Source organism: Streptomyces sp. NPDC055013 (assembly GCF_053608645.1).
Genome location: NZ_JBSGVW010000001.1, coordinates 23,833 through 49,921 on the forward strand (window position 1 = coordinate 23,833; position 26,089 = coordinate 49,921).

The 26,089-nt window shown below is 72.4% G+C and carries 24 protein-coding genes and 1 pseudogene; 15 read left to right on the plus strand and 10 right to left on the minus strand.

The window, feature by feature from the left end; genetic code table 11:
- The first annotated feature begins 177 nt into the window (after positions 1 to 177).
- Positions 178 to 1,956, plus strand: a complete 1,779-nt coding sequence (locus ACWGDB_RS00155) for a helix-turn-helix domain-containing protein (protein ID WP_453820288.1) — start codon at positions 178 to 180, stop codon at positions 1,954 to 1,956.
- Between the two features lie 23 nt (positions 1,957 to 1,979).
- Here ACWGDB_RS00155 and ACWGDB_RS00160 read toward each other — a convergent pair whose 3' ends face one another.
- Complete coding sequence (locus tag ACWGDB_RS00160) at positions 1,980 to 2,564, minus strand: AMIN-like domain-containing (lipo)protein (protein ID WP_453820289.1); 585 nt, start codon at positions 2,562 to 2,564, stop codon at positions 1,980 to 1,982.
- A 268-nt stretch (positions 2,565 to 2,832) separates the two neighbouring features.
- Between ACWGDB_RS00160 and ACWGDB_RS00165 the strand changes: the two genes are divergently transcribed.
- From ACWGDB_RS00165 to ACWGDB_RS00180, 4 genes are all read left to right on the plus strand, one after another.
- A complete protein-coding gene (locus ACWGDB_RS00165; protein WP_453820290.1) occupies positions 2,833 to 3,999 on the plus strand; it encodes an FAD-dependent oxidoreductase in 1,167 nt (388 codons plus the stop codon).
- A gap of 119 nt (positions 4,000 to 4,118) precedes the next feature.
- Positions 4,119 to 6,230, plus strand: a complete 2,112-nt coding sequence (locus ACWGDB_RS00170) for a molybdopterin cofactor-binding domain-containing protein (RefSeq protein ID WP_453820291.1) — start codon at positions 4,119 to 4,121, stop codon at positions 6,228 to 6,230.
- 19 nt (positions 6,231 to 6,249) lie between these two features.
- Positions 6,250 to 6,705: a (2Fe-2S)-binding protein gene (locus ACWGDB_RS00175; RefSeq protein ID WP_328877629.1), complete on the plus strand. Its 456-nt coding sequence runs from the start codon at positions 6,250 to 6,252 to the stop codon at positions 6,703 to 6,705.
- Between the two features lie 100 nt (positions 6,706 to 6,805).
- A complete protein-coding gene (locus tag ACWGDB_RS00180; RefSeq protein WP_453820727.1) occupies positions 6,806 to 7,621 on the plus strand; it encodes a fructosamine kinase family protein in 816 nt (271 codons plus the stop codon).
- 39 nt (positions 7,622 to 7,660) lie between these two features.
- On the opposite strand, the gene ACWGDB_RS00185 is transcribed toward ACWGDB_RS00180, so the two are convergent.
- Positions 7,661 to 8,554 carry a hypothetical protein gene (locus ACWGDB_RS00185; protein WP_453820292.1) on the minus strand — a complete coding sequence of 298 codons (894 nt, stop codon included), beginning with the start codon at positions 8,552 to 8,554 and terminating at the stop codon, positions 7,661 to 7,663.
- 109 nt (positions 8,555 to 8,663) lie between these two features.
- Complete coding sequence (locus ACWGDB_RS00190) at positions 8,664 to 9,857, minus strand: CaiB/BaiF CoA transferase family protein (RefSeq protein ID WP_453820293.1); 1,194 nt, start codon at positions 9,855 to 9,857, stop codon at positions 8,664 to 8,666.
- Between the two features lie 110 nt (positions 9,858 to 9,967).
- Between ACWGDB_RS00190 and ACWGDB_RS00195 the strand changes: the two genes are divergently transcribed.
- Positions 9,968 to 10,900, plus strand: a complete 933-nt coding sequence (locus ACWGDB_RS00195) for an NADP-dependent oxidoreductase (RefSeq protein ID WP_453820294.1) — start codon at positions 9,968 to 9,970, stop codon at positions 10,898 to 10,900.
- Positions 10,901 to 10,918: 18 nt separating this feature from the next.
- Here the strand turns inward: ACWGDB_RS00195 and ACWGDB_RS00200 are convergent, their stop codons facing one another.
- Positions 10,919 to 11,377, minus strand: a complete 459-nt coding sequence (locus ACWGDB_RS00200) for a MarR family winged helix-turn-helix transcriptional regulator (RefSeq protein WP_453820295.1) — start codon at positions 11,375 to 11,377, stop codon at positions 10,919 to 10,921.
- A 157-nt stretch (positions 11,378 to 11,534) separates the two neighbouring features.
- Between ACWGDB_RS00200 and ACWGDB_RS00205 the strand changes: the two genes are divergently transcribed.
- Positions 11,535 to 11,888, plus strand: a complete 354-nt coding sequence (locus ACWGDB_RS00205) for a hypothetical protein (RefSeq protein WP_453820296.1) — start codon at positions 11,535 to 11,537, stop codon at positions 11,886 to 11,888.
- A 55-nt stretch (positions 11,889 to 11,943) separates the two neighbouring features.
- On the opposite strand, the gene ACWGDB_RS00210 is transcribed toward ACWGDB_RS00205, so the two are convergent.
- A complete protein-coding gene (locus tag ACWGDB_RS00210; protein ID WP_453820297.1) occupies positions 11,944 to 12,936 on the minus strand; it encodes a helix-turn-helix domain-containing protein in 993 nt (330 codons plus the stop codon).
- Positions 12,937 to 13,215: 279 nt separating this feature from the next.
- A complete protein-coding gene (locus ACWGDB_RS00215; protein ID WP_453820298.1) occupies positions 13,216 to 14,196 on the minus strand; it encodes an alpha/beta hydrolase in 981 nt (326 codons plus the stop codon).
- A gap of 244 nt (positions 14,197 to 14,440) precedes the next feature.
- On the opposite strand from ACWGDB_RS00215, the gene ACWGDB_RS00220 reads away from it, so the two are divergent.
- Positions 14,441 to 15,424, plus strand: a complete 984-nt coding sequence (locus ACWGDB_RS00220) for a TerC/Alx family metal homeostasis membrane protein (protein ID WP_453820299.1) — start codon at positions 14,441 to 14,443, stop codon at positions 15,422 to 15,424.
- Here the strand turns inward: ACWGDB_RS00220 and ACWGDB_RS00225 are convergent.
- Positions 15,342 to 16,604, minus strand: a complete 1,263-nt coding sequence (locus ACWGDB_RS00225; RefSeq protein WP_453820300.1) for an MFS transporter — start codon at positions 16,602 to 16,604, stop codon at positions 15,342 to 15,344. The two genes, ACWGDB_RS00220 and ACWGDB_RS00225, sit on opposite strands and share 83 nt — an antisense overlap.
- A 56-nt stretch (positions 16,605 to 16,660) precedes the next feature.
- Between ACWGDB_RS00225 and ACWGDB_RS00230 the strand changes: the two genes are divergently transcribed.
- The gene (locus ACWGDB_RS00230; RefSeq protein ID WP_453820301.1) at positions 16,661 to 17,641 is read left to right on the plus strand and encodes an ArsR/SmtB family transcription factor; all 981 of its coding nucleotides are present in this window, start codon (positions 16,661 to 16,663) and stop codon (positions 17,639 to 17,641) included.
- Between the two features lie 34 nt (positions 17,642 to 17,675).
- Here the strand turns inward: ACWGDB_RS00230 and ACWGDB_RS00235 are convergent, their stop codons facing one another.
- Positions 17,676 to 17,894 (minus strand): hypothetical protein, encoded by a 219-nt coding sequence (locus tag ACWGDB_RS00235; protein WP_453820302.1) that lies wholly within the window; start codon positions 17,892 to 17,894, stop codon positions 17,676 to 17,678.
- Between the two features lie 114 nt (positions 17,895 to 18,008).
- Between ACWGDB_RS00235 and ACWGDB_RS00240 the strand changes: the two genes are divergently transcribed.
- Complete coding sequence (locus ACWGDB_RS00240) at positions 18,009 to 18,914, plus strand: LysR family transcriptional regulator (RefSeq protein WP_453820303.1); 906 nt, start codon at positions 18,009 to 18,011, stop codon at positions 18,912 to 18,914.
- A gap of 78 nt (positions 18,915 to 18,992) precedes the next feature.
- On the opposite strand, the gene ACWGDB_RS00245 is transcribed toward ACWGDB_RS00240, so the two are convergent.
- The gene (locus ACWGDB_RS00245) at positions 18,993 to 19,556 is read right to left on the minus strand and encodes an NADPH-dependent FMN reductase (RefSeq protein WP_453820304.1); all 564 of its coding nucleotides are present in this window, start codon (positions 19,554 to 19,556) and stop codon (positions 18,993 to 18,995) included.
- A 99-nt stretch (positions 19,557 to 19,655) separates the two neighbouring features.
- On the opposite strand from ACWGDB_RS00245, the gene ACWGDB_RS00250 reads away from it, so the two are divergent.
- From ACWGDB_RS00250 to ACWGDB_RS00265, 4 genes are read left to right on the plus strand one after another with little or no spacing between them, the layout of a single operon-like run.
- On the plus strand, positions 19,656 to 20,330 hold the full coding sequence (locus ACWGDB_RS00250) for a TetR/AcrR family transcriptional regulator (RefSeq protein WP_383612792.1): 675 nt from the start codon (positions 19,656 to 19,658) through the stop codon (positions 20,328 to 20,330).
- 58 nt (positions 20,331 to 20,388) lie between these two features.
- Positions 20,389 to 21,423 carry a LacI family DNA-binding transcriptional regulator gene (locus ACWGDB_RS00255; RefSeq protein ID WP_453820305.1) on the plus strand — a complete coding sequence of 345 codons (1,035 nt, stop codon included), beginning with the start codon at positions 20,389 to 20,391 and terminating at the stop codon, positions 21,421 to 21,423.
- A gap of 48 nt (positions 21,424 to 21,471) precedes the next feature.
- A complete protein-coding gene (locus ACWGDB_RS00260) occupies positions 21,472 to 22,650 on the plus strand; it encodes a 4-hydroxybenzoate 3-monooxygenase (protein WP_453820306.1) in 1,179 nt (392 codons plus the stop codon).
- Positions 22,651 to 22,681: 31 nt separating this feature from the next.
- The gene (locus ACWGDB_RS00265; RefSeq protein ID WP_453820307.1) at positions 22,682 to 24,118 is read left to right on the plus strand and encodes a benzaldehyde dehydrogenase; all 1,437 of its coding nucleotides are present in this window, start codon (positions 22,682 to 22,684) and stop codon (positions 24,116 to 24,118) included.
- Between the two features lie 29 nt (positions 24,119 to 24,147).
- On the opposite strand, the pseudogene trxA reads toward ACWGDB_RS00265, so the two are convergent.
- A pseudogene (gene trxA, locus ACWGDB_RS00270) lies at positions 24,148 to 24,540 on the minus strand (thioredoxin); the annotation flags it as partial.
- A gap of 114 nt (positions 24,541 to 24,654) precedes the next feature.
- Between trxA and ACWGDB_RS00275 the strand changes: the two are divergent.
- Positions 24,655 to 26,088 (plus strand): dihydrolipoyl dehydrogenase family protein, encoded by a 1,434-nt coding sequence (locus ACWGDB_RS00275; protein ID WP_453820308.1) that lies wholly within the window; start codon positions 24,655 to 24,657, stop codon positions 26,086 to 26,088.
- Position 26,089 lies beyond the last annotated feature (1 nt).

The window sequence follows — 26,089 nt, forward strand, 5'->3', positions numbered from 1 at the left end:
GACGAGCCAGGGCACGAGTCCGGATCCGGGCAGAAGCCGAGAAACGAGAACGGACCCATGCCTTTCAAGATCATGGAGCGCCGCGGTCGTTCATGGGTGTCTCAATACGAGACAACCGCCGCCCGCACAGCCCGCCGTCGCCGCGTGCGCACGGCCCCCGATACGGTGAGAAGCGCCATGACCACCGCGGAACATCCTCCTGCCCTCGCCCCTCTGCGCCATGCCCGCGAACGGTTCCTGACAGGGCGCCCGCTCCCGGCAGGCGTGCCGGACGACGTCGTCGCCGCCTGGCGGCGCGCCCGTTTCTTCGGCGTACGACCCGATCTCGACGGCCCGGTACGGGAGTCGGCCCACCCCGTCGACTCGCCCCTGCTGGAGGCGGCGCGCCCGGTGCTCGCCCGGATCGCCCCGGCCCTCGACGCCGGACGCTCGGCGCTCGTGCTCACGGACGAACGGCTGAGGGTGCTGTGGTCGACCGGCAGCGCCCCCGGCGACGACACGTGCAGCGACCTGTCCGAACGCGCGGTCGGCCACAACAGCGCCGCCCTCGCCCTGCGCACCCGGAGCCGGGCCGAGGTGCACGGCCCCGAGCACTTCCTCGACGTGTGGCAGGACGTGTCCGCGGTCAGCGTGCCGCTGTTGTCCCCGGATTCGGATCAGGTGCTCGGCACGGTCACGGTCGCCTCCGGTCTGTGCGCGGGCTGCCGACCGCACCCCGGCGCCGCCCTCGCCGAGGCGGCCGCCGCTGCGATGGAGGCCGAACTGCGGGCGCGCGCGCGTACCGCGGAACGGGTGCTGCTCGACGCATACGAGCGGGCCGCGCGGGGCCGCGAACGGGCCGTCGTCGCGCTGGACGGCCGAAACCGCCTGATCAGCGAGGCGGCGGCACGCCTTGCCTCGCCGCAGGTGCTGGAGGCGCTGGAGCGGGGCGCCGGGGCATGGGGGAGGGGGACCGGCGAGCCGTACGAGGTCTCGCTTCCCGAGGACGCCGGATGCAGCGTCGAGATCACTCCGGTACGGCATGAGGGGCGCGTTTCCGGCCTGATCGCCGTGCTGGCGCCCCGTTCCGTGGAGCCGGCGCCGGCGTCTGTGCCGCGCCCGGAGAGCGAGTTGGTCGGGAACTCGGTGCCGTGGCGGCACGCTGTCGCGCGGGCGGCGGCCCTGGCCCGGACTGCGGGGCCCCTGCTCGTCGTGGGCGAACGGGGAACCGGCAAGACCACGCTGGCCCTCGAACTGCTCGGCGGCACGGCCCCGTTGGTCGTGGATGCCGCGGAATCACCCGAACCGGGCCTCAAGGATGACGAGCGGGACGAGATGGAGGTCGCCCCGGCCGACGGCTGGGGGAGAGCCGGTGACGGGCCTGTGCTGCTGCGGCACGCCGAACGGCTCGCCCAGTCCGATGTCGCCGCCCTCAACTCGCTCCTGGACGAGCGTCCCGACGCCGGCCTGGTCGTCACCTACACGCCAGGAACCTCACCGGGCCCCTGCCTCCAGCGCCTCCTCGACACCCTCGCGGCCCGCTCGGTGACCCTGCCAGCGCTACGGGAACGCCCCGATGACATTCGGGAGTTGCTGCCCGCCCTCGCCCCCGGGCCCGCCCCCGGCAGCCCGCCGCTGACCTGGTCGCTGGACGCGCTGCGGGCGCTGGAACGGCACCCCTGGCCCGGCAATGTCACCGAACTCGCCCACCTCGTGCGGGCGTTGGCGCGACAACGGCGGATCGGCGGACCGGTGCGGCTGAGTGAACTGCCCGATCCCGTCCGGGAAGGACCCGCGGGACGGAACCTCAGCCCGATGGAGCTCGCCGAACGCGCCGCGATCCTGGAGGCGCTGCGCCGCTACGGCGGCAACAAGGCGCGCGCCGCGGCGGCGTTGGGCATCGCCCGGGCGACCCTCTACCGGAAGCTGCGGGAGTATCAGGGGCGGGACGCCGCCATCAGGGGCGAGGCGCTCTGATCGCTCCCCGCCCCTGACCGCCCTCAGCGTGCCCCGGTCCAGTTGTGCGCCACGTCGACCACGATCCGGTTGTCGGCCACCCACACCTTGAACGGCAGCCGCGCCCGGACTCCGAGCCCGATCTGCGTGTCCCCTTCGAAGCTGCCGACGAAGCGGCCGTCCCTGAAGGTGCGGTACCCCGTGAGGTCCACGCCCTTCAGGCGCTGACCGGCCCGCACGGGATAGGTGGGCTTGCCGGTTTCGGGGTCGTACGCCGGCGCGGCCACGCGCACCTCGAGGACGGCTCCGCCGCCGACGGCGATGTGGTCGCCCGAACCGTCCTGGTAGAGGCGGCTGACGTACCTGACGGAATAGCCGAGGTCGCCGCTGCGCGCGCCGGGGACGTCGACGACCATGCGGTCGAAGCAGGCGTGCCGGCCGGTCCGGACGTTCGTCACCGACTCCGTCGTGGCGGCGGAGCGGGTCTCGGCCTGGCTGCCCCAGCCGGTGGGGCAGGCCGTGGTGGCCTGGGTGGTGCGGGCGGGGGCTGCGTCGGCAGGGACCGCCGCCACTCCCAAGGTGATGCCCATGAGCGCGGCTGTCGCCCATGCCGTTCGTTTTTGTACCATTGCGTCCCCCGGGGAGGCTAACTGTCTGATATCTGGTGAGACACCCGGCTCGCGTCAATGGTTGCACTCCTCGCGAGAGATGGCGGGAATCATCCGGAATACGGCGAGAGCGCAGATGACCAGCGCCCACAGCAGGATGGGGAATGCCGCCACCGTGGGCGCGGCGCGACCGCCACCGAGGTGCGGGAACCGACGTCGGGGCCCGGACGTTCCATGAAGTACCCGGGCGACTCACGGGGGTCGGGTGTGGACGAGTGGGGGGAGCGGCGTGGCACAGGTGCTGGTCATCGGGGGCGGAATCGCGGGCGCGGGAGCGGCTCTGGCACTGGACAAGGCCGGATTCGACGTCGTCGTGCACGAGGCGCACCCCGACTCCGCCGAGGACATCGGCGCGTTCCTCACGCTCGCGAGCAACGGCATGCGCGCCCTGGCCCAGGTGGACGCCTCGGCCGCGGTCACCGCGATCGGCTTCCCGCTGACCTCGATGCGGGTCCTGGACGACACGGGCACCGAACTGGCCCAAGTGCCGCTCGGCGAGGCCGGCACCCCGCACCTGCAGTACCGCTGTCTGCGGCGTGGGGATCTCAACTCCGCCTTGCAGGCCGAGGTCAGGCGCAGAGGCATCGACATCCGGCACGGCGCGCGCCTGATGTCGGTGGTCGAGGGTCCGGGCGGCGTCACCGCCCACTTCGCCGACGGCACCGCGGCGGCCGGCGATCTACTCATCGGGGCCGACGGCCTCAACTCCACCGTCCGCCGGCTCATCTCCCCGGACGCGCGGCCTGCTTACGCCGGGCAGTACGTCTTCTACGGCTACACCGGCGGCGCACCCGGACCGGCCCGGCCCGAGACCATCACCATGGTGCGCGGCAGCTCCGTCGCCTTCGGGTACGCGGTGTCGCCGGACGGGGAGACGTACTGGTTCGCCCGCGTCACCGACGAGCCCCTGGCCGCCGACACCATCGCGCAGGGCACCCCCGACCAATGGCGCGACCTGCTCCTGCCGCTGCTGCGCAAGGACGCCACCTTGGCCGCTGACCTGGTGGCAGCCACCCCCGACCACCTCATGGTCACCAACGCCACCGAACTGCCCACCGGAACACCCTGGCGTTCGGGCCGCACCCTGATCATCGGCGACGCGGCGCACGCGGCGTCCCCCGCCACCGGGCAGGGCGCCTCGATGGCCCTGGAGGACGCCGTCGTCCTCGCCAAGTCCCTGCGGGACGCGCCGGACACCGACGCCGCCCTCTCCCTGTACGAGACACTCCGCCGCCCCCGCGTGGAACAGAACATCACCGTCAGCGGAAACATCTCCCGTGGCACCCACGCCCCGTCGGGCCCCGGCCCCCGGGGCGCGAGTGCGGAACGGTCGGGCGACGACGAGCTCATACGGCACCTCGAGTGGAGCACCGACCTCTCACAACTCGCGCCGTAGTCCGAAGGAACGACCAAGCGGCGCAACCCCGCGGTGCACCGACCCCTCATACATGTCGAACCAGTCCGGTTCGCGGAGAGGAGCGCCTGTTGGCCCGTCAGTTGTCCCGTCGACAGTTCGTGGTCCATTCACTCGTGGCGACCACCCTGACCGTCGCGGCACCGCTCGGCTGCGACTCCGCCACCGCCAAGGGCGCCGAGCGAACCGTGGACGGCGACCGTCGGCCCTCCGACGTCCTGGTCACCGGCACCGACGCGGAGATGCTGGTCCTGGAGGTCACTCCGGCCAACAAGGTCGTCGTACGGCTGCCCCGCGTCGAGGTCGGCCAAGGGGTCACCACCGCCGTCGCGATGATGATCGCCGAGGAACTGGACGCCCGGCTCGCCGACGTCGACATCCCGCTCGCGGATGCCCGCGACGAGGGCAACCAGTTCACCGGCGGCTCCAGTTCGGTCAGTTCGCTGTACGGACCGGCTCGGCACCTGGCCGCCACCGCACGTGCCAAGCTGGTGACCGCGGCCGCGCGCCGCTGGCACGTCCCCGCGCGGACCCTGCGCACCCGCGGCACGAGAGTCTTCGCACCGGACGGGCGCTCGGCCACCTTCGGCTCACTGACCAGGAGCGCTGCCCGGATCACACGGCCTGCCGTGCCGACCGATCCCAAGCCGGCGTCGAAACACCGGTTGATCGGGCGGCCGACGACCCGGATCGACGCCCGCGACCTCATCACCGGCAAGGCGAAGTACACCGGAGACCTCACGGTGGCGGGAGCCAGGCCGACAGTCGTGGCCCGGCCGCCGACGATCGGCGGGAAGGTCCTCTCGGTCGACTCCGGGGCGGCCCGCGCCATGCCCGGTGTCCACGCGGTCGTCCAGATCGACGGCGGGGTGGCCGTGGTCGCGGAGACCTTCCACCACGCCTTCCAGGCCAGGGACGCGCTCCGGATCAAGTGGGCGCCCGGCCCGCTGGCGAACCTCTCCGACTCCGGCATCCGCTCCCGGCTGCGAGCCGCGGTCCCGAAGCTGGAGACTCCGCCGCGCGGATCGGCGCAGACCGAGGCCGAGTTCGAGTTCGCCTTCGTCAGCCATGCGCCGATGGAGGTCCTCACCGCCGTGGCGGACGTACGCCCCGGGCGGGCCGAGATCTGGTTCTCCGCCCAGACCCCGACATCCGCGCGGGAGGACATCGCGGCGCGGCTCGACCTGCCGGTGTCGAAGGTGCAGGTCCACGTACTGCGCGGCGGCGGCTCGTTCGGGCGGCGGCTGAACCATGACGCCGCGGTCGAGGCGGCACTGATCTCCAAGCAGGCACGCCGGCCGGTCAAGCTCATGTGGAGCCGGGCCGACGACATCCGGCACGGCAGGATGCGCCCGGCCTCCCATCACCGGATCCGGGCCAGCCATGCGCGCGGCAGGGTGGTCGCCTTCGCCCACGCGACGGCCTCGGTCAGCGAGTCCTTCGAGGAACAGGGGCTGTCCACGCAGGGCGGCCTGGGCCCCGCCCAAGTCGGCGCGAACTCGGCCGTACGCGCCGCCCCGCTGCCCAGCGACAGCGGCCTCTACAACTTCGGCCGTCTCTCCGGGAAGTCGGGCTCGGTCGACCTGGTCATGCCCCTCGGCGCATGGCGCTCGGTGGACTCCGGCACGGTGCGCACCGCCGAGGAGATCGTCGTCGACGAGGTCGCCCGCAGCCTCGGCCAGGACCCCGTCGCCTTCCGCCGTACGACACTGCGGAGCAAGACCGTCAGGGCCGTACTGGACAAGGTCGCGACCGCCGGGAAGTGGGGCCGGACCATGCCGAGGGGGCACGCCCAGGGTGTCGCGGTCCACGAGGAGTACGACTCCTGCGTGGCCTGTCTGGTCGAGATCGACGCCGTCGACCCGAAGAACCCACGGGTGACCAAGGTGGTGATGGCGGCCGACGTAGGAACGGCGGTCAACCCTCGTGGCCTGGAGGCCCAGCTCATGGGCACGGCCGTCGACGGCATCTCCACCATCCTCCGAGCCGGCCTGCACATCGACCGGGGCGCCGTCCGGGAGAGCAGTTTCGCCGACTTCCACTACGCCCGCCAGCAGCACGCCCCGCAGCACTTCGAGGCGCACATCATGCCCTCCCGCCGCGCTCCGGGCGGCGCCGGTGAACTCGGCGTCCCGGCCGCGTCCGGCGCCGTCGCCAACGCCTACGCACGGGCGACCGGCACCCAGCCGCGCCGTTTCCCCCTCAACTTCTGAGCCACCCGAGAAGGTACCGATGCCGTCCTACTCCTTCACCCTCAACGGCAAGCGGGTCACCGTCGAGGCGCCCGCCGACATGCCCCTGCTGTGGGTGCTGCGCGACCTGCTGAACGTCACCGGCCCCAAGTACGGCTGTGGCGTGGGCGCCTGCCGTGCCTGCACCAGCCATCTCGACGGCGACGAGATCCAGCCCTGTGTCGTCCCGGTCGCCGACTGCGCCGGCCGTGCGGTCACCACCATCGAGGGCCTGGCCGACGGCGACCGTCTCCACCCCGTCCAACAGGCCTGGCTCGACTGCGACGTCGCCCAGTGCGGCTTCTGCCAGCCGGGCCAGATCATGGCCACGGCCGCGCTGCTGAAGAAGACACCCCGGCCGACGGACGCGGACATCGACCGGATCGAGAACGTCTGCCGCTGCGGCACGTACGCCAGGATCCGTGAGGCGATCAAGAAGGCCGCCGCCAACAGCTGACCGAGCAGGTGCCTTCGGCAGGGCGGGGAGCCGCCGTACCCTGTGGCCCGTGTACGACTCCTTCGACGGCCCCGGCGCCACGGCCGCGCACTTCACCGGGATGCCGGTCACCGGTGAACGCCGGCTCTCCGGATCGCTCGCCGAAGTCACCCTCGCCGGCGGGCAGGTCGTGATGGTCAAACGCGGCGAAGGCGACGGCGCCGCACAGGCCGAGGCGGCCGGGCTGCGCTGGCTCGCCGACGCCGGCACGGTCCGTATCCCCGCCGTGCACGGCGGGGACGGGCAGTGGCTGGTCACGGACCGGGTGTCGACCGGCTCTCCCACCGCCGAGGCGGCCGAGCGGTTCGGCCGAGACCTGGCCGCACTGCACGCCACCGGCGCACCGGCGTTCGGCGCCGCACCGCCCGGCGGCCCCGAGGACGCGTACATCGGGCTCGCTCCGATGCGTAACGTCACCGGCCCGGACTGGGCGCGCTGGTACGCCGAGCACCGGGTGCTGCCGTATCTGCGCAGCGCTGTCGACCAAGGCACGGTCCGCGGCGCGGAGGCGTCCGTGATCGAGCGGGTCTGCGAGCGGCTCCCCGAGCTGGCGGGCCCCGCCGAGCCGCCCGCCCGGCTGCACGGCGACCTGTGGAACGGCAACGTCCTGTGGGGCGCCGACGGGCACGCCTGGCTGATCGACCCGGCCGCGCACGGCGGCCACCGCGAGACCGACCTCGCCATGCTCCACCTCTTCGGCTGCCCCCACCTGGACCGGATCCTGGACGGCTACCGGGACGCGGCACCCCTCGCCGCCGGCTGGTCCGACCGGATCGCCCTCCACCAGCTCTTCCCGCTTCTGGTGCACGCCGTCCTCTTCGGCCGCGGCTACGCCGAGCAGGCCGTGGCGGCGGCCGAGGGAGCCCTGCGCAGTTGATGGCGCACGGACCGACCACGAGGGACCTGTGACCGTCAGTCAGCTCCAGCTGCCGGAGGGTCCGTTGGGGTTCCCCTGCGGCACCGGGCGGCCCGTGAACGCGTCCAGCAGGAGCCGGTCGGCGAGCTGGCGGTCCAGCTCGACGGTCACCTTCTTCGCCCGCAGGTCGGACGTGCACGGGCCGTCCTTCATGCCGACGACGTAGCCGGACAGGACCACGCTGCCGTTCGTCTCCAACACGTCCACGGCGGGTCCGTCGTCGCAGGACCCGTGGTGGGCCAGCACGGTGACGGAGCGGCCGTCCGCGGCCACCTCGACCAGCCGGTTGAGCTCCCACAGACTCTCGGTCGGGGTGTCCCGGGCCGGCCCGATGGGCGGCTTGGGAAGCTTCGACGGGTTGACGGCGACCCGCTTGAGCGGGGTGTCGTAGCCCTCGACGGTGAACAGCCAGGCCGGGACGGTGGCCGGGCCGCGGCTCGTGACCAGCGTCGTCTCGCCCAGCTTCGCCCCGGTGACGACGAGACGCGGCGCGGGCGCGTCCGTACGGTCCACCGTCCTGTACGCCTCCCGCGCCCCCATGAGCGGCAGCGTGAGGGAACCGCCGTTCCGCCACGTCACCTCCCCTTCCCTCTGCTCGGAGTCGGGGAGGTCGCCGCGCAGCTCGAAGTTCTGGCGGTCGTAGGCCTGCTTGTCGTCCTCGTCGTGGAAGGCGTCCTCGGGCGGCTGCACCGCGTCCGCCATCGGGTAGTAGCCCTTGCGCCAGGCGTCGGCGGCCGGTGAACCGTCCCAGGCCTCGGCGACCTCGTGGGCGCGGGCCTTTGTCTCCGGGGCCGGGGCCGCGTCGTCGGACCCGGCCGTGACCGTGCCGCAGCCGGCGGCGAGGAGGCCGAGGGCGGTGAGCAGCGAGGCGGTGCGTGAAGCGGTCGTACGCATGGATCCCCCTGAACGGTCAGCGGCAGGCACAGGAAGGGCGGTGCCGCAGCCGCCCGACACTGTGACGCACGGAGGGTGGGCCGCGTTCGGTCACGCAGGGGGCCGGTTGTCAGATCACGGCGTCGGCGCGCAGGGCCTCGATCTCCTCGCCGGTACGGCCGAGTTCGGTGAGGATCGCCTCCGTGTGCTCGCCCACCGCAGGCACCGGGTCCATGCGCGCGGGCAGTCCCGCGAGGTCGGCCGGCGGGAGCAGGGCCTGCACCGTCGCGCCGCCGGGCACCGGCACGTCGCGCCAGCGCTCGCGGGCGGCGAGGATCGGGTGCTCCAGGAACGCGGTGACGTCGTTGACCCCGGCGCAGGCGATGCCGATGGACTCCAGCTCCTTGAGGATCTCCTCGGCGTCGGAGCGGACGCAGCGGTCGGCGACGACGGCGTTGACCTCGTCCCGGTGCGCCACCCGCGCGGAGCTCGTGGCGAAGCGCGGGTCGTCGGTCAGCTCGGGCCGGCCCAGGAACCGATCGCACAGGACGGCCCACTCGCGCTCGTTCTGGATGGAGAACAGCACCTCCCGGCCGTCGGCGGCCGGGTAGGCGCCGTAGGGAGCGAGGGTGGGGTGCTGGGTGCCCAGCCGCGGGGGCTGGGTGCCGCCGTACCGGGTGTAGTTGGCCGGCTGGCCCATCCATTCGGCCAGCGCCTCGAACAGGGAGACCTCCACCGGATGGGCCGTGCCCGTGGTGGCGCGCGTGAAGAGGGCGGTGAGGACGCCGCTGTACGCGTACATCCCGGCCGCGATGTCGGCGACGGAGATGCCGACGCGCGCGGTCTCGTCGGGGGTTCCGGTCAGCGACACCAACCCGGTCTGGCACTGCACCAGCAGGTCGTACGACTTCCGGTCGGCCCACGGCCCGGACGTGCCGTACCCGGAGATCGTGCACGGGATCAGCCGCGGCCACCGCGCGCCGAGCGCCTCCACACCCAGGCCGAGGCGGTCGGCGGCGCCCGGTGCCAGGTTCTGCACGAACACGTCGGCGTCGTCGAGGAGCCGGTGCAGGATCTCGCGGCCACGCGGATCCTTGAGATCCAGCGTCAGGGACTCCTTGGACCGGTTGAGCCACACGAAATAGCTGGAGTGACCGTGCACCGTGGTGTCGTACCGGCGGGCGAAGTCCCCCTCCCCGGGCCGCTCGACCTTGATCACACGCGCGCCGAGATCGGCGAGCTGCCGGGTGGCGTACGGGGCGGCCACGGCCTGCTCCAGGCTGACCACGGTGATGCCGGACAGGGGAAGGTGTGGCGCGCTCATGGGGCCATGTGTACGGCCACATCGGAGATCGCGTCAATGTGAGCCGCCACGCTGAATGTAGCTGCATATATTGCACATGCTGGTAACAGTCGTGTGCTTACATGGGAACCATGAAGGCCATCACACTGCAGCACTACGGTCAGCCCGAGGATCTGAAGCTGGTGGAGCACCCCGACCCCAAGGTGGCTCCGGGCGAGGTCCTCATCCGCGTGAAGGCCGCCGGGGTCAACCCGGTGGACTGGAAGGTCGGGGCGGGGTACCTCGACCCGCTCATGGAGACCCGCTTCCCCGTGATTCCCGGCTGGGACGTCTCCGGAGTCGTCGAACAGGTCGGCCTGGACGTCGAGGAGTTCGCGCCCGGTGACGAGGTGTACGGCTATCTCCGCAAGGATTCCGTGCAGCTCGGCACCTATGCCGAGCTGGTGGCCGCGAACGTGCGGCTGGTGGCGCGCAAGCCGGCCTCGCTCAGCTGGGAGCAGGCGGCGGGCGTGCCGCTGGCGGGACTGACCGCCTACCAGTCGATCAAGCGCGTGGGGGTGCGTGCGGGCGAGACGGTCCTGGTGCATGCCGCGGCCGGCGGGGTCGGCATGTTCGGCGTGCAGATCGCCGTCGCGCTCGGGGCCCGGGTCATCGGCACCGCGAGCGAGCGCAACCACGACTTCGTCCGGGAGCTCGGCGCCGAGCCCGTGACCTACGGCGACGGCCTGGCCGACCGGCTGCGCGAGCTGGCCCCGGAGGGCGTCGACGCGGCTCTCGACTTCGTCGGGGGCGACGCCGTGGACGTGTCCCAGCAGGTCCTCGAGCGCCGTGACCGGGTGGTGTCCATCGCCGACCCCGACGTCCTGGCGAAGGGCGGTCACGTCCTGTGGGTGCGCCCCGACCCGGCCGATCTGACGGCCCTCGGTGAACTGGCCGACGCGGGCCGGCTCGCCGTCCACATCGACCGGGTGCTGCCGCTCGCCGAGGCCGCGGAGGCCTGGCGGATCAGCAGTGCGGGGCGGGTGCGCGGAAAGCTGGTGCTGTCGGTCGGGGACCAGGGGTAGCGCGAGGCGGGGGCGGGCTCAGACGGGGATGCGAAGCGTCTCGACGGCCCGGACGAGGGGGGCCAGTTCGGGATTGGTCGCGGCTTCGTCGAGGGCCTGGCGCAGGGCCTTGTCGTTGGTGGGCCGTGCCTCGTCCAAAAGCTTGAGGCCTGCTTCGGTGACGTCGGTGTAGATGCCGCGGCGGTCGGTGGGGCAGAGGTAGCGGGAGAGCAGGCCGCGGTCCTCGAGCCGGGTGACGAGCCGGGTGGTGGCGCTCTGGCTGAGGACGACGGCGTCGGCGACCTGCTTCATCTGCAGGTGGCCGCCTTCGCCGCTGTGCTGGCGGCTGAGCACGTCGAGCAGGGAGTACTCCCGCACGCTCAGGTCGTGCCCGGTCTGCAGGGCGCGCTCGATGTGCGCCTCGATCCTCCCGTGCAGCAGGGAGAGAGCGCACCAGCCCTGTGCGAGCGCGGTGAGCGCGGGGTCCGTGGCAGTCATGGCGCCGGAGTCCTCCGTCCCGAGATGAATGGCCTCCAGGATAGGCCATCCGTGAAATTTCCGGCGAGTGCGCGTATAGCGCGCATGCAAGCAGTGGGATGCCGGCGCCCGAAACTCCGTGGCCCCTGAGCTCGGGGCGTGGATATCGTCACCGCCCATGAGCAGCCCGACCCCGACCACCACCCTGTGGCGACCCACCGGCCCCGAGGAGCTGGACCTCGTCCGCGAGCTGAACTGGCGAGCCTGGCCACCGAGGCTGCCCGAGCAGCCGATCTTCTACCCGGTGCTCAACGAGGACTACGCCGTGAAGATCGCCCGGGACTGGAACGTCAAGCACGACGGCGCCGGCTTCGTGACCCGGTTCGAGGTCGAGTCGGAGTTCCTGAGCCGCTACCCGGTCCAACGGGCGGGCGGCGAGACGATCCTCGAACTGTGGGTGCCGGCCGAGGAATTGGACGAGTTCAACGCCCACATCGTCGGCACGATCGAGATCGTCCACGAATTCCGGTGACGGTGTGCACGGCCGCCGGGGAGTGCGCCTTCGCCGGCGTGATCCGGAAAATCCCCTAGTTCCGCACCAGATGCCGCATGGCCAGTGCCAGACCCAGCCGGAACCTGCCCTGCGGGGTGCGCAGGGGCCAGCCCAGAAGGTGCTCGGCATGGGCCAGGCGCTCCTGGAGTGTGGAGTGGTGGACGTTGATCTCGGCCGCCGCCGCGCGCAGGCTCACCGTCGAGGCGACCGCGTGCAGCGTGGCGAGCAGCCAGGGCGCGGCCGCCGCGGCAGCCTCCAGCGCCTGTACGTCGGGCGGCGGTTCGGCGCCCGGCAGTACGAGGTCGGAGAGCAGGGCGATGCCGCCCAGCTCGTCGGCGTGGACGACGCAGGGACCGGGGTCGTGGGCGGTGCCCTCGGCCGTGAACCGTAGCGCGATGCGGGCCTGCGACCAGGAGCGCGGCAGGTCGAGCACCGGGACGGCGGGCCCCACGCCCATGCGGCCGACGGGCGGGTCTGCGTTCAAGTGCGCGGAGACGATGCGGGGTTGGCCGTCCAGCGGGGCCAGGACGCGTGCCGTCGCGGCGGGGTCGAGCCCCAGGCGGCGGGCCGCGTGCAGCCGCGCCGCCTTCGGTGCCGTGGCGTCGAGGACGGTCTCGATCAGCGCCGGGTCGTCGGCCGGCGCCCGCCCCCGGGTCCGGTCGAGCACGAGCCGTACGGCCCCGGCGGCCCGCTCCAGGATCACCGCGTCCACGACACTCGGCTCCGCCTCCTGGGCCCGCTCCAGCCACAGCGCCGGAACGCCGCCCGGCATCAGCGCGGCGGACGGCCACGCGGGATCCGGCGGTACGTCGCTGTCCCGCCGCGTCCCGTCGACCTCGACCCGGACCTGAACCCGCCGGTCCACGTCGACCAGCCGAGCCGGCACCCCGGCCAGCACGGCGGCACCACGCACCAGTGCCTCCAGCCCGGCCCGCGACTCGGCGAGCCGATCGAAGTAGGCGATGACCCGCACGGCCGCCCCGGCATCCGGATCCAACGCGGTCAGACGTCCGGCCAGCTCTTTCATAGGCCCATGGTGCGGCACGGGGTCAAGGACCGGCCCCCCTCGCACGGAAGCCCGGGGGCGCGGGGACTGCGCGCCAGAGCCACGGACGACCCGCACCCGCACAGCTCCAGGACCCGGAAGGGGCCAAGGACCGGCCCCCTTTCGCGTAGGACCCCGGGGACGGCAACCCACCCCGGGGGCGCGGGGAACTGCGCGCCCAGCCACGGACGACCCGCACCCGCGCAACACCAGAACCCGGCAGACGAGCAGGCGCAACCCTCGCCCTCCGGCCCCTGCGTCTCACCCGCTCAACAACCTCTTCAGCCAAGCCAGCTGAGCCCCCCGACACGCCTGCGAAACCGCCGCCTGCGGTGCGAAGCCGTCGAACCCGTGGAAACCGCCGGGCCACACGTGCAGCTCGGCCACCCCTCCGGCCTGCCAGATCCGGGACGCATAGGCGACGACCTCGTCGCGGAACGTCTCCGCGGAACCGACGTCCACGAAGGCCGGCGGCAGCCCGGACAGCACCTCCGCACGGGCCGGCGCAGCGTACGCGGAGACGTCGGGACCGCCCCGCCGCTCGCCGAGCAGCGCCGTCCAGCCGGTCTCGTTCGCCGTACGGTCCCAGACGCCGAGCCCGGCCATCTGGCGGGCGGACGGGCTGTCGTTGCGGTCGTCCAGCATCGGGCACATCAGCATCTGCCCGATCAGCTCGGGCCCCCGGCGATCCCGGGTGAGCAGGGCAAGCGCCGCGGACAGTCCGCCACCCGCACTGGCACCGGCGACGACGATCCGCTGCGGGTCGCCTCCCAGCTCGACCGCATGCTTCGCCGTCCATTCAAGGCCGGCGTACACGTCCTCGATCTGGGCCGGATACGGGTGTTCGGGCGCGAGCCGGTACTCCACGGACACCACGACCGCGTCCAGTTCCTTCGCCCAGGCCAGTGGAACGTCGACGCCGACGCGGTTGGTGCCGATGATCAGGCCGCCGCCGTGGACGTGATAGATCACGGGCCGCGGTCCCGCGCCCGCCGGAGCGGCCGGCCGGCAGATCAGCAGGGAGATCTCGGGCGCGCCCTCGGGCCCCGGCACCACCCGGTCCTCCACCTCGAAGAAGCCGTCCACGGTCAGGTCCAGTTGGGCCAGCATCTCGATCCCCGGACCCTGGCGGACGTCGGCTATCTCGTCCACCGTGAGGCCGGGCGAGATCATGTCCTTGATGAGCTCCAGTGCGGCGGCGAGCTCGGGGTCGAACGGTGGCGGGGGCGGGGCCTGGGTCATGGGGTCTCCTCACACGGCAGTACGCGGGTGCCGGACGGCTCCGCGGCGCTGCGGCCATGATCCGCGCACCGGTCCCCGCTCAGCGGGCCGCCGTTCGGCGGGACCTCCCCGCCGTCCGGCGGGTGGCACCCGCGTGACCACGGAGCTTGCCAGGACATGACCCGTTGTTCACCTGCCGTAGGTGGCAGGGAAACCGGGTGGCGACAACGCTGTCAAGGTCCCACCTGCACCAGGAGTACACCCCGTGAACGTCTCCCTCTCCGGCTGGCTGCTGACCGTCGTCGTCCTGTGCGCGCTCGTCGCCGTGGACTTCTTCATCGGCCGCAAACCCCACGACGTGTCCATCCGTGAAGCGGGCACGTGGACGATCGTCTGGGTCGTCCTTGCCTGTCTGTTCGGCCTCGGCCTGTTCTTCTACGGCGGTGGCGGTCCCACCGGCGAGTTCTTCGCCGGGTACATCACGGAGAAGTCGCTCAGCGTCGACAACCTCTTCGTCTTCGTCCTGATCATGGGCAAGTTCGCGGTGCCCTCGCAGTACCAGCAGCGCGTCCTGATGGTCGGCGTGATCATGGCCCTCGTGCTGCGCGCCGGCTTCATCGCGGCCGGCGCGGCGATCATCTCCGCGTTCTCCTGGGTGTTCTACCTCTTCGGCGCCTTCCTGATCTGGACCGCCTGGAAGCTGATCCAGGACGCCCGCAAGGAGGAGCACGAGGAGGAGTACCAGGAGAGCAAGCTGCTCAAGGCCGTGGAGAAGCGCTTCGGCGTGGCCGACCGGTACCACGGCACCAAGCTGTTCATCACCGAGAACGGCAAGCGGGTCATGACCCCGATGCTGGTCGTGATGCTGGCGATCGGCTCCACCGACGTCCTGTTCGCCCTCGACTCCATCCCCGCGATCTACGGGCTGACCCAGGACCCGTACATCGTCTTCACCGCCAACGCTTTCGCGCTGATGGGGCTCAGGCAGCTGTACTTTCTCATCGGCGGCCTGCTGAAGAAGCTGGTCCACCTCAGCTACGGCCTGTCGATCATCCTCGGCTTCATCGGCGTCAAGCTCTTCCTGCACGCGCTGCACGAGTCCGGCGTCCACGTACCGGAGATCGGCATCCCCTTCTCGCTCGGCTTCATCGTGCTCGTCCTGGCCATCACGACGGTGACCAGCCTGCGGGCTTCGAAGAAGCAGGAGCAGGAGCAGGAGCCGGCGAAGTCGGAGCGCAGGGCACAGTGACGGCGTTGCGACGGCTCGCATGGCGGGCGACCGCCACCGCGGTCAGCGTCGCGACGAGTGCGTACACACCGGTCCAGCCGAAGCGGCCGTAGGCCCGGACACCCAGCCACGAGCCGGCCGTGCCACCCAGGTAGACGCAGGTCATGTACGCGGTGTTGAGGCGGCCGCGGACGTCCGCGCCGAGGCCGTAGATCCGCACCGTGTTGGCGACCATCCCGGACTGCATGCCGACGTCGAGCAGCAGCGTGCCGACGACCAGCGCGGTCAGCCCGGGCACGCCGCCCAGGCCGCCGAACGCCAGCACCACCGCCGAGGTACCGACCACGAGGAAGCACACGAGGTTGACCCGGTCCGGACCCCGGCGGTCCACCAGCCGCCCGGCGACCGGCGTGCACAGCATCGTCGCCGCGTTGACGAGCGCCAGCAGCCCGGCGGCCTTCGCGCTCATGCCGTACACCGGCCCCGTGAGCAGCAGCGCCACGCCCGTCCACACCGCGCAGAACCCGGCGAACACCGTGGCCTGGTACAGACAGGAGCGGCGCAGCTCGGGCTCGGTGCGCAGCAGGCGCAGCGGCGCGGCGAGCAGCGCCGGGTAGGGCACCCGGGCCGACGGGGGCAGCGTCGGCAGCATGCGGGCCAGCAGGGCGGCGACCGTGAAGGAGAGCGCGGCGGCGAGGACGTACGGCGCCCGCCAGCCCAGCCAGTCGCCGAGGGCGCCGCCGACGGCACGGGACAGCAGCATGCCGGCCAGGGAGCCGCTCAGCAGGGTGCCGCTCACCACTCCGCGCCGTTCGGCCGGCACCAGGCCGGCCGCCAGCACACCGGCGAGCGGCGCGATCACCGTCACCGCACCGACGAGCGCGCTCGCGACGACCAGCGGCAGCAGCGCCCGCGCCGAACTCGCCACGAGCAGACCGAAGCCGGTCAGCGCGAGCAGGGTGACCAGCAGCCGGCGGGGGCGCAGCCGGTCACCGAGCGGCACGAGCAGGTAGATACCGGCCGCGTAGCCGAACTGGGTCGCGGTCACCACCGTGGCGGCCGCGCCGGGGGAGACGCCGAGGCCCGAGGCCACCAACGGGCCGATCGCCTGCGGGAAGTAGACATTGCCCACCGCGACTCCGCAGGCGAAGGCGAGCAGCGCGATCGCCGGGGTAGCCTGCCGGGAGTTGTGATCCGTCATACGCCGAAGTCCACGGCAGCGACGGACGGTTGCCAAAGGATGTAGCCGGAGGCTTAATGATCAGCTTCCTGCTCGACGTCGACGACCTCGCGGACACCCGGTTCGCGATCTCGCCGTTGCGGGAGGTCATGGGCAGCCTGCGGGCTCTGCGCGCCCCGGGCGTCTACCCCCTGCACACCCCGTGGCGCCGCTCGGTCCTCGAACGCCTCGCCCCCGCCGACGCCGGGCTGCTGCGGGCCCTGGTCGGCCGGACCCTGACCCTGCCCGACTTCCTGACCCCGCGCCCGACGACCTTCGCGCCCACGCTGGCCGACCAGCTCACCGTCGTAGGGTCGACGCCTTCGGATCTCGTACGGCGCGACCTGCTCGCGACCCATGCCCCGCACCCCCTCCCGGACGCCCTGCGGCAGATCACCGCGCCCGGCGACGCGCCTGTGACGGAGCTGTTGGAGGAGCTGTGCGAACTCCTGCAGCGGTACTGGGAGTTGGCGATACTTCCCGACTGGCCACGGATGCGGCTGGTCCTGGAGGCCGACATCACGCACCGCGCCCGGCAACTGGCCACGGGCGGAGCCCAACTCCTCTTCTCCGACCTGCACCGCAACGTCCGCTGGCGCGACGGCGTCCTGCGCGTCGACCGGATGATCGGCCGGCACGAGGTGGACGGCTCCGGGCGGGGACTGCGCCTGGTCCCGTCGCTGTTCTCACACAAACCGGCCCCGCCGCTCAGCGCCGACGAAGCCCCGATGCTGGCGTATCCCAGCAGGGGCGCCGCCACCCTGTGGGAACCGCGGCCCGAGCCCGAGGCCTCCGCCCTCACCGCGCTGCTCGGCGCACCCCGCACCACGGTCCTGCGGCTGCTCGCCGAACCGCTCCCCACGGTCGAGCTCGCCCGGCGCCTCGGTGTGACGCCCAGCGCGGTCTCCCAGCACCTGAAGGTGCTGCACGCGACGGGACTCGTCACCCGGGCCCGTGACGGGCGGCGTGTGCTGTACCGGCGTACCGCGCTCGGCGACCAACTTGCCGGCGCGGCCTGACGGCGGTCACGCGGCGGGCTCGACTGAACCGACGTCACCGGCCGGCCGAGCGCGCCGGAGTCCCCGTGGGCCTGCTGCGGGAGACGACGCGCATGCCGCGGGCGTCCACCATGCGCACCTGCAGGGAACCGCAGGCGCACCGCGTCCACACCGTGCTGCCCGCCGCCGTGGTGTGCCGGGACACCACCTGGTAGGGCTCGGCTCCGTCGGGCCACCCGCAGTGCGGGCATACGGTGCCGGTCGTGCTGGTCATGGCGACTCCTCGTACCTCGTGGCTGGTTGACCGTCGCGACACAACCAAGCGTGCGATGCGCTTTCGTGTACGTCCAGGTTGACTTTCCGGACGTCACCTTGAAGCGTGGGCTTCATGATTGATCTGCGCCGACTGCACGTACTGAGGGCCGTGGCGCACTACGGCACGGTCACCGCGGCCGCCCGCGCCCTGCACTTCACCCCGTCCGCCGCCTCGCAGCAGATCCGCCAGCTGGCCCGCGACCTGGGGGTCGGCCTCCTCGAACCCCAGGGCCGCGGGGTGCGGCTCACCGCGGCGGCCGAGAGCCTGCTCGCGCACGCGGACGCGATCGCGGAGCGCTGGGAGGCGGCTGAGCTCGACCTGCGTGCCGAGTACAGCGCCCCCGCCGGGCAACTGCGCGTCAGCGGCTTCACGACGGCCGTGTCGGTGTTGCTGGCGCCGATGTCGGTACGGATGCGGGAGCGGCATCCGCAGCTGACCGTACGGATCCGCGAGACGACGGTGGCGGAGAGCTTCGACCTGCTCTTCGAGGGGGAGGTCGACCTGGCGGTGGTGGACGTGACCCCGCTCAACCCGCCGCTGAGCGACGCGCGCTTCGACCAGCAGCCGCTGCTGGACGACCCGTACGACCTCGTCGTCCCCGACGACCATCCGCTGGCCGGACTCGAACGCGTCGACCTCGCCCGGGCGGCGCACGAGGACTGGATCGCGCCGGTGCCGCAGAGCCCCTGCCTCCCGCATGTGATGTCGGCGTGCGGGGCGGCCGGGTTCACCCCGGACGTGATCCATCACGCGCTGGACTGGAACGTCACCGCCCACCTGGTCGCCAACCGGCTCGGCGTCGCCCTGATCCCACGGCTGGCCCAGCTGACCCCGCAGCTCCCGATCACCCGGGTCCGCTGCGTCGGCGACCCGCACCGCAAGGTGCTGACCTGTACGCGCCGGGGCTGCCGGGAGCGGCCTGCGGTGGCGGCGGCGCTGGCGGAGCTGCGGGAGCTCGCGCCGACGCTGGTGGCGTGACACGGGAGGAGGCGCCGGGCATGCGCGGAGGGGCCGGAGCGCTCGGCTCCGGCCCCTCCTGGAGGACCTCGGGGCAGGTCAGGCCGCGACGACCTCGCCCGCGTGCCCGTGGACGCGCGCGATGACCTCGGTCAGCTGCGCGGCGACCTCGGCGTCGTCGACCGGGTGGGTCTCGGCGAAGCGGGTCACGGAGCCGGGGATGGAGAGCTTGACGTCCTCCAGCACCTTGCCGCCGGCGATGCCCACGGCCTTGCGGGTCTCGTCCTGCGCCCACACGCCGCCGTACTGGCCGAACGCGGTGCCCACCACGGCGACCGGCTTGCCGCCGAAGGCGCCGGAGCCGTACGGGCGGGACAGCCAGTCGATGGCGTTCTTCAGTACGGCCGGGATGGTGCCGTTGTACTCGGGGGAGAAGAGCAGGAACGCGTCCGCGGCCTGCGCGGCCTCACGCAGCTTGGCCGCGGTGGCGGGGGCGGTGCCCTCGACGTCGATGTCCTCGTTGTAGAAGGGAATGTCGGCCAGGCCCTCGAAGAGCACGACCTCGGCGCCCTCGGGGGCGAGCTTGACGGCCGCCTCGGCGAGCTGACGGTTGTGCGAACCGGCGCGAAGGCTGCCGACGAGCGCGAGGATGCGAACAGACATGCGAACTCCAAGGATGCTGAAACATTGCCGTTACGATCCGGACCGGGGTCCGTTTAATTTCTAGCACCGTAACCGGACCGCGGTCCAGTTTCATTCCCGATGCTTTACCCTGGCTTCATGTCCGCCGTACTGCCGCCGTTCCCGCAGTCTCAGGAGCCCGAGGGCAAGCCCCAGTTGCTGGAGGTCGGCTCCGCCCCCGATGAGCCCTGCCTGCGCGCCGACGCGGCACGCAACCGCGCCCGGCTGCTGGAGGCGGCCACCGAGCTGATCGCGGAGCACGGGGCGGCCGGAGTCACCATGGAGGCGGTGGCCGCGGCGGCCGGCGTGGGCAAGGGGACGGTCTTCCGCCGCTTCGGCGACCGCACCGGCCTGCTGACGGCGCTGCTGGATCACTCCGCGCGGAAGCTGCAGGCCGACTTCATCGGCGGGCCGCCGCCGCTGGGTCCGGGCGCGCCGCCGGTGGAGCGGCTGCGGGCCTTCGGTGTCGCGGTGCTGTACCGCGCGGCCGAGCAGCTGGACCTGCAACTGGCCGCGCAGCCGGAGCCGACGCGTCGCTTCGCCCACCCCTCGTACCGCGCGCTGCACACCCATGTCGCCATGCTGCTGCGGCAGATCGTGCCGGACGCCGACTGCGATCTCCTCGCCCAGACGCTCATGGCGTACTTGGACCCCGGCCTCATCCACCATCTGACCAAGCAGTGCGGCATGCCCATGGAGCGGCTGGAGAACGGCTGGTCCGACCTGGTCACCCGCGTGACGCGCACCGAGGTGTGACCGGGCGGGGACCCTGACCCGACCGCTACGTACAGGTTCTGCAAAGATGCGGTACGTCATGGTGCAGATACCGAAAACGCCCGCGCCCGCTCTGCCCGCACAGCGCTCGGTACCCACGAGCGCCGACGTGGCCCGCCTGGCCGGCGTCTCGCGCGCGACCGTCTCCTACGTCCTCAACAACACCAGCGCCGTCCGGATCAGCGAACCCACCCGCCGCCGCGTCCACGAGGCCGCCAAGGAGCTCGGGTACGTCCCGCACGCTGCCGCCCGCAGCCTGCGCGCCGGGCATAGCCGGATGGTCCTGATGCCCGCCCCGAGCTTCCCCGTCGGCTCCCTGTACGGCCGGTTCCTCAGCGACCTCCAGCTGGCGCTCGGCCGCCTCGACTACACCGTCGTGCAGCACGGCAGCGCCGGCCTGCACGGCGATGAGGCCGCCCGCGCCTGGGCCGAGCTGCGCCCCGTCGCCGTCCTGTTCTCCGGCTCCGGCCTCGGCCCGAAGGGCGTGACGGTGCTCAAGCGCTCCGGTGCCCGGGCCGTGGTCTCGCTCGGCCCCGAGTCCGTCGAGGGCGCCCACGCCCTGCTGATGGACTACGAGGCCGTGGGATACCGCGCGGGCCGCCACCTCCACGACCGCGGCAGGCGCCGAGTCGGTGTCGTCGTCCCCGAGGAGGACGGCCTGGAGTCCTTCTCCGCGCCGCGTCTCGAAGGGGTGCGCCGCGCCCTGCACGGCACGGACGCCACCGTGACCGAGCTGCCCCTCACCTACGACGAGGAGTCCGCCGCGCGGCTCGCCCGTAGCTGGCGCGACCGCGGTCTCGATGCCGTGTTCGCCTACAACGACGAGTACGCGATGCTGCTGATGCGTGCCCTGCAGGACGAGGGCGTGCGCATCCCCGCCGACACGGCCGTCATCGGCGCCGACGACCTGATGCTCGGACGGCTGCTGCGGCCCAGGCTGAGCACCGTCCACATCGAACTGCCGTCCGGCCGCGACCTTGCGGAGCTGGTCGACCACGCGGTGCGCAACCCCGGCGCCGCACCCCAGACGCACAAGGTGCTGGGAGCGACGGTGGTGCACCGCGAGTCCAGCTGAGGCAGCCGGCGCCCGGCCGTCGTACCGTCGAAGCCAGGGAGGCGTGGAATGCGCACGACGGTCGGCATCATCGGCGGCGGCCCCGCCGGGCTCCTCCTCGCCCGCCTGCTGCACCGGGCGGGAATCGACTGCGTGGTCCTGGAGAGCAGGACGCGCGAGTACGTCGAGCAGCGCCAGCGGGCCGGAATGCTGGAGCAGGGCACGGTCCACGCGCTGCACGAGGCCGGCGCCGCCGAGCGGCTGGACGCGGAGGGCCTGGTGCACCAGGGCATCGAGCTGCGCTTCGACCGGGAACGCCATCACCTCGACTTCCCGGCCCTCACCGGCGGGCGTACGGTGACGATCTACGCCCAGACCGAGATCGTGAAGGACCTCGTCGCGCTCCAACTCGCCGACGGGCCACCGCTGTTGTTCGAGGCCGAGGCGCTCGCCGTCGAGAAGCCGGAGAGCGACACGCCCGTCGTGCGGTTTCTGCACGAGGGTCGCGAACAACTGCTGACCTGCGACTGGGTCGCCGGCTGCGACGGCTTCCACGGCATCTCCCGGGGCGCCTTCCCGGCCGGGATCAGCAGCTCGTTCGCGCACGACTACCCGTACTCCTGGCTCGGCATCATGGCCGAAGTGCCGCCGTCCGGCGACGAGTTGATCTATGCGCGGGGCGAACGCGGTTTCGCGCTGCACAGCATGCGCTCCTCGTCCGTCTCCCGGCTCTACCTCCAGGTCCCGGTCGGCGCCGATCCCGACGACTGGCCCGACGACCGCATCTGGGACGAACTCGCCGCCCGCCTCGCGATCGACGCCGACTGGACCCTGAACCGCGGGCCCATCACCGCCAAGTCCGTGACCCCGATGCGCAGTTACGTCCACGAACCGATGCGCCACGGGCGGCTCCTGCTCGCCGGGGACGCCGCCCACATCGTCCCGCCGACGGGCGCCAAGGGGCTCAACCTCGCCGTGTCGGACGTACGGGTGCTGGCCCGCGCCCTCGTCGACCTGCGCCGCACGGGGAACACACAACTCCTCGACAGCTACTCCGAGTTGTGTCTTCAACGGGTGTGGCAGGCGACCCGTTTCTCCGACGACATGACTAGGATGTTGCACGCTCAACCAGACGGGGATGCCTTCGACCACCGGATGCAGCTCGCACGTCTGCGCCGGATCACCGCATCCCGTCACGCTGCCGCCGAACTGGCGGCGAACTACTCGGGACTTCCGCTCCCCCTGTGAGTCCCGCCGGTGATCGAACGGAGAGTCGCACATGCCGTTGCTCGACCCCAAGGCCTGGCAGTCCCGCCCCCTGTCGGGAGACGAGTACACCGTCACCGAGCCCGCCACCGGCGACACGCTCGGCACCGTCACCCCGGCCACCGCCGAGGACGTCGCCACGGCCGCCGAGGCCGCCCGCGCCGCGCAGGCCCAGTGGGCCGGCGTCCCGCACTTCGTGCGCGCCGGCGTGCTGCGCAAGGCCGGTGACCTGTTCGCCGCGCACGCCGACGAGCTGCGCGAATGGCTGGTCCGCGAGTCCGGGTCGATAGCCGGCAAGGCCGACTTCGAGCTGCACGTCGCCGCCCAGGAGTGCTACGAGGCCGCCGCACTCGCCTCCCGCCCGGCCGGGCACGTCCTGCCCAGCGAGGCGCCCCGCCTGTCGTACACGCGCCGGGTTCCCGCGGGTGTCGTCGGCGTGATCGCGCCGTTCAACGCCCCGCTGATCCTGTCCATCCGCTCCGTCGCCCCGGCCCTCGCGCTCGGCAACGCGGTCGTGCTGAAGCCGGACCCGCGCACGGCGGTCTGCGGCGGGCTCTCCCTTGCCGCGATCTTCGCGGAGGCCGGTCTGCCCGAGGGGCTGCTGCACATCCTGCCGGGCGCCGCGGAGGTGGGCCAGGCGCTGGTCGCCGACCCGCGGGTGCCCGTCATCTCCTTCACCGGATCCACGGCCGCGGGCCGGGCTGTCGGCGAGGCCGCCGGCCGCCATCTCAAGCGCGTCCACCTGGAGCTGGGCGGCAACTCCGCCCTGATCGTGCTGGAGGACGCCGACCTCGACGCGGTGATCTCCACCGCCGCCTGGGGTTCCTTCTTCCACCAGGGCCAGATCTGCATGACGACCGGCCGCCACCTGGTCCACCAGTCGTTGTACGAGGAGTACGTCGAGCGCCTGGCGGCCAAGGCCGACGCCCTCGCCGTGGGTGACCCGCACCGGGCCGAGGTGCACCTCGGCCCGCTCATCGACTCGGGCCAGCTGGGGAAGGTGCACGGTCTGGTCGAGGCCAGCACGTCCCGGGGGGCCAAGCTCGCCGCGGGCGGCAGCCACGAGCGGCTGTTCTACCGGCCGACGGTGCTCGCCGACGTCGACGACGCGACCCCCGCGTACACCGAGGAGGTCTTCGGACCCGTCGCGCCGGTGCGCCCCTTCACCACCGCCGACGAGGCCGCCACCCTCGCCGCGGCGAGCTCCTACGGCCTCTCCCTGGGCATTGTCACCAGGGACGCCGCCCGGGGCCTCGACCTGGCCGAGCGCATCCCGACCGGCATCGTGCACATCAACGACCAGACCGTGAACGACGAGGCCGTCGCGCCCTTCGGCGGCATCGCCGCCTCCGGCACCGGCGCCCGGTTCGGCGGCGAGGCCAACCTGGACGCGTTCACCGACGTGCGCTGGACGACGGTGCGTGGTGACGTGGCGGCGTACCCCTTCTAGAGCAGGGCCTCACGGGCTGGAGCAGGGCCTCACTGGCCGTTCTGGCCGGCCTGCTCCTGCTGGGAGGCGACGGCCTTGTGGACCTCGTCCATGTCGAGCTTGCGGGCCTGCCCGATGACGTCCGCCAGGGCGGCCTCGGGCAGGGCACCCGGCTGCGCGAACACGGCGACACGGTCACGGACGATCATCAGAGTCGGGATCGACTGGATACCGAAGGCGGCGGCAAGCTCCGGCTGCGCCTCGGTGTCGACCTTGCCGAACACAAGGTCCGGGTTCTCCTCGGCGGCCTTCTCGTAAACGGGGGCGAACTGACGACACGGCCCGCACCAGGACGCCCAGAAGTCGATCAGGACGAACTCGTTGTCCGTGACCGTCTCATCGAAGTTCTCCTTGGTGAGCTCCACGGTGCTGCTCATCGCGTTTTCCCTCTTCCTGGTGTCGGGGCGGTGCCGTCGGCGTCAACATGACCGTACGGCCGCGTATTCCGCGCGCGTACCCGTGTGGCCACTCCGCACACCACCCGTAAGACTGACCACATGACGGAAACGGATTCCAACGTGTACGACGTCGTGGTGGTCGGAGCCGGACCGGTGGGGGAGAACGTGGCCGACCGCACCCGTGCGGCCGGTCTGACCACCGCGGTGGTGGAGAGCGAGCTGGTGGGCGGGGAGTGCTCGTTCTGGGCGTGCATGCCCAGCAAGACGCTGCTGCGCCCGGTCATCGCCCAGGCGGACGCCCGTCGCCTGCCGGGCCTCAGTGACTCGGTGCAGGGCCCCCTCGACGCGGCCGCCGTCCTCGCCCGGCGCAACGAATTCACCTCGAACTGGAACGACGACGGCCAGGTGCAGTGGTTGGCCGGCATCGGCGTTGACTTCCACCGCGGCCACGGCCGCCTCACCGGACCCCGCACGGTCGAGGTGACCGGGCCCGACGGCGCGCGCCACGTGCTGACCGCCCGGCACGCCGTCGCCCTGTGCACCGGCACCCGCGCCATGCTCCCGAACCTGCCCGGACTCGCCGAGGTCAAGCCGTGGACCAGCCGCGAGGCCACCAGCGCCCAGTCCGTACCCGGCCGCCTGGTCGTGGTCGGCGGGGGAGTGGTCGCCACCGAGATGGCCACCGCCTATCAGGCCCTCGGCTCAAGCGTCACGCTCCTCGTGCGCGGCAAGGGCCTGCTCAACCGCATGGAGCCCTTCGCCGGCGAGATGGTCGCCGAGGCGCTCACCGAGGCGGGCGTCGACGTCCGCACCGGCACGTCGGTCGAGTCGGCGACCCGTGAGGACGGCACGGTCGTGGTCGTCACCGACCGCGGCGGCCGTATCGAGGCCGACGAGATCCTCTTCGCGACCGGGCGTGCCCCGCGCACCGACGACCTCGGCCTCGACACCGTCGGCCTGACGCCCGGTTCCTGGCTGGAGGTCGACGACAGCCTGCGCGTCACCGGCAGCGAGTGGCTCTACGCGGTCGGCGACATCAATCACCGTGCCCTCCTCACCCATCAGGGCAAGTACCAGGCCCGCATCGCGGGCGCGGCCATCGCCGCCCGCGCCTCCGGCGTCCCGCTCCTGGAATCCGACCCCTGGGGCGCCCACTCCGCCACCGCCGACCACGCCGCCGTCCCCCAGGTCGTCTTCACCGACCCCGAGGCCGGCTCCGTGGGCCTCTCCCTGGCCGAAGCGGAACAAGCCGGTCACCGCGTCCGCGCCGTCGACTACGACCTCGCCTCGGTCGCGGGGGCGTCGGTGTACGCCGAGGGCTACCGGGGCCGCGCCCGCATGGTCGTCGACCTGGAGCGCGAGATCCTGCTCGGTGTCACGTTCGTCGGCCCCGGCGTCGGTGAGCTCATCCACTCGGCGACGATCGCGGTCGTCGGGCAGGTGCCGATCAGCAGGCTGTGGCACGCGGTTCCGTCGTATCCGACGATCAGCGAGGTGTGGCTGCGGCTGCTGGAGTCGTACCGGGACAACTGAC

What these genes read in the sequence shown, in the direction of transcription:
- ACWGDB_RS00260 (WP_453820306.1), top strand. Translation starts at nt 21,472, where the DNA reads ATGCGCACGACGGTCGGCATCATCGGCGGCGGCCCCGCCGGGCTCCTC.
- ACWGDB_RS00210 (WP_453820297.1), bottom strand. Translation starts at nt 12,936, where the DNA reads ATGAAAGAGCTGGCCGGACGTCTGACCGCGTTGGATCCGGATGCCGGG.
- ACWGDB_RS00225 (WP_453820300.1), bottom strand. Translation starts at nt 16,604, where the DNA reads ATGACGGATCACAACTCCCGGCAGGCTACCCCGGCGATCGCGCTGCTC.
- ACWGDB_RS00175 (WP_328877629.1), top strand. Translation starts at nt 6,250, where the DNA reads ATGCCGTCCTACTCCTTCACCCTCAACGGCAAGCGGGTCACCGTCGAG.
- ACWGDB_RS00180 (WP_453820727.1), top strand. Translation starts at nt 6,806, where the DNA reads ATGCCGGTCACCGGTGAACGCCGGCTCTCCGGATCGCTCGCCGAAGTC.
- ACWGDB_RS00235 (WP_453820302.1), bottom strand. Translation starts at nt 17,894, where the DNA reads ATGACCAGCACGACCGGCACCGTATGCCCGCACTGCGGGTGGCCCGAC.
- ACWGDB_RS00190 (WP_453820293.1), bottom strand. Translation starts at nt 9,857, where the DNA reads ATGAGCGCGCCACACCTTCCCCTGTCCGGCATCACCGTGGTCAGCCTG.
- ACWGDB_RS00215 (WP_453820298.1), bottom strand. Translation starts at nt 14,196, where the DNA reads ATGACCCAGGCCCCGCCCCCGCCACCGTTCGACCCCGAGCTCGCCGCC.
- ACWGDB_RS00265 (WP_453820307.1), top strand. Translation starts at nt 22,682, where the DNA reads ATGCCGTTGCTCGACCCCAAGGCCTGGCAGTCCCGCCCCCTGTCGGGA.
- ACWGDB_RS00245 (WP_453820304.1), bottom strand. Translation starts at nt 19,556, where the DNA reads ATGTCTGTTCGCATCCTCGCGCTCGTCGGCAGCCTTCGCGCCGGTTCG.
- ACWGDB_RS00205 (WP_453820296.1), top strand. Translation starts at nt 11,535, where the DNA reads ATGAGCAGCCCGACCCCGACCACCACCCTGTGGCGACCCACCGGCCCC.
- ACWGDB_RS00185 (WP_453820292.1), bottom strand. Translation starts at nt 8,554, where the DNA reads ATGCGTACGACCGCTTCACGCACCGCCTCGCTGCTCACCGCCCTCGGC.
- ACWGDB_RS00275 (WP_453820308.1), top strand. Translation starts at nt 24,655, where the DNA reads ATGACGGAAACGGATTCCAACGTGTACGACGTCGTGGTGGTCGGAGCC.
- ACWGDB_RS00200 (WP_453820295.1), bottom strand. Translation starts at nt 11,377, where the DNA reads ATGACTGCCACGGACCCCGCGCTCACCGCGCTCGCACAGGGCTGGTGC.
- ACWGDB_RS00160 (WP_453820289.1), bottom strand. Translation starts at nt 2,564, where the DNA reads ATGGTACAAAAACGAACGGCATGGGCGACAGCCGCGCTCATGGGCATC.
- ACWGDB_RS00195 (WP_453820294.1), top strand. Translation starts at nt 9,968, where the DNA reads ATGAAGGCCATCACACTGCAGCACTACGGTCAGCCCGAGGATCTGAAG.
- ACWGDB_RS00255 (WP_453820305.1), top strand. Translation starts at nt 20,389, where the DNA reads ATGGTGCAGATACCGAAAACGCCCGCGCCCGCTCTGCCCGCACAGCGC.
- ACWGDB_RS00250 (WP_383612792.1), top strand. Translation starts at nt 19,656, where the DNA reads ATGCTTTACCCTGGCTTCATGTCCGCCGTACTGCCGCCGTTCCCGCAG.
- ACWGDB_RS00155 (WP_453820288.1), top strand. Translation starts at nt 178, where the DNA reads ATGACCACCGCGGAACATCCTCCTGCCCTCGCCCCTCTGCGCCATGCC.
- ACWGDB_RS00230 (WP_453820301.1), top strand. Translation starts at nt 16,661, where the DNA reads ATGATCAGCTTCCTGCTCGACGTCGACGACCTCGCGGACACCCGGTTC.
- ACWGDB_RS00240 (WP_453820303.1), top strand. Translation starts at nt 18,009, where the DNA reads ATGATTGATCTGCGCCGACTGCACGTACTGAGGGCCGTGGCGCACTAC.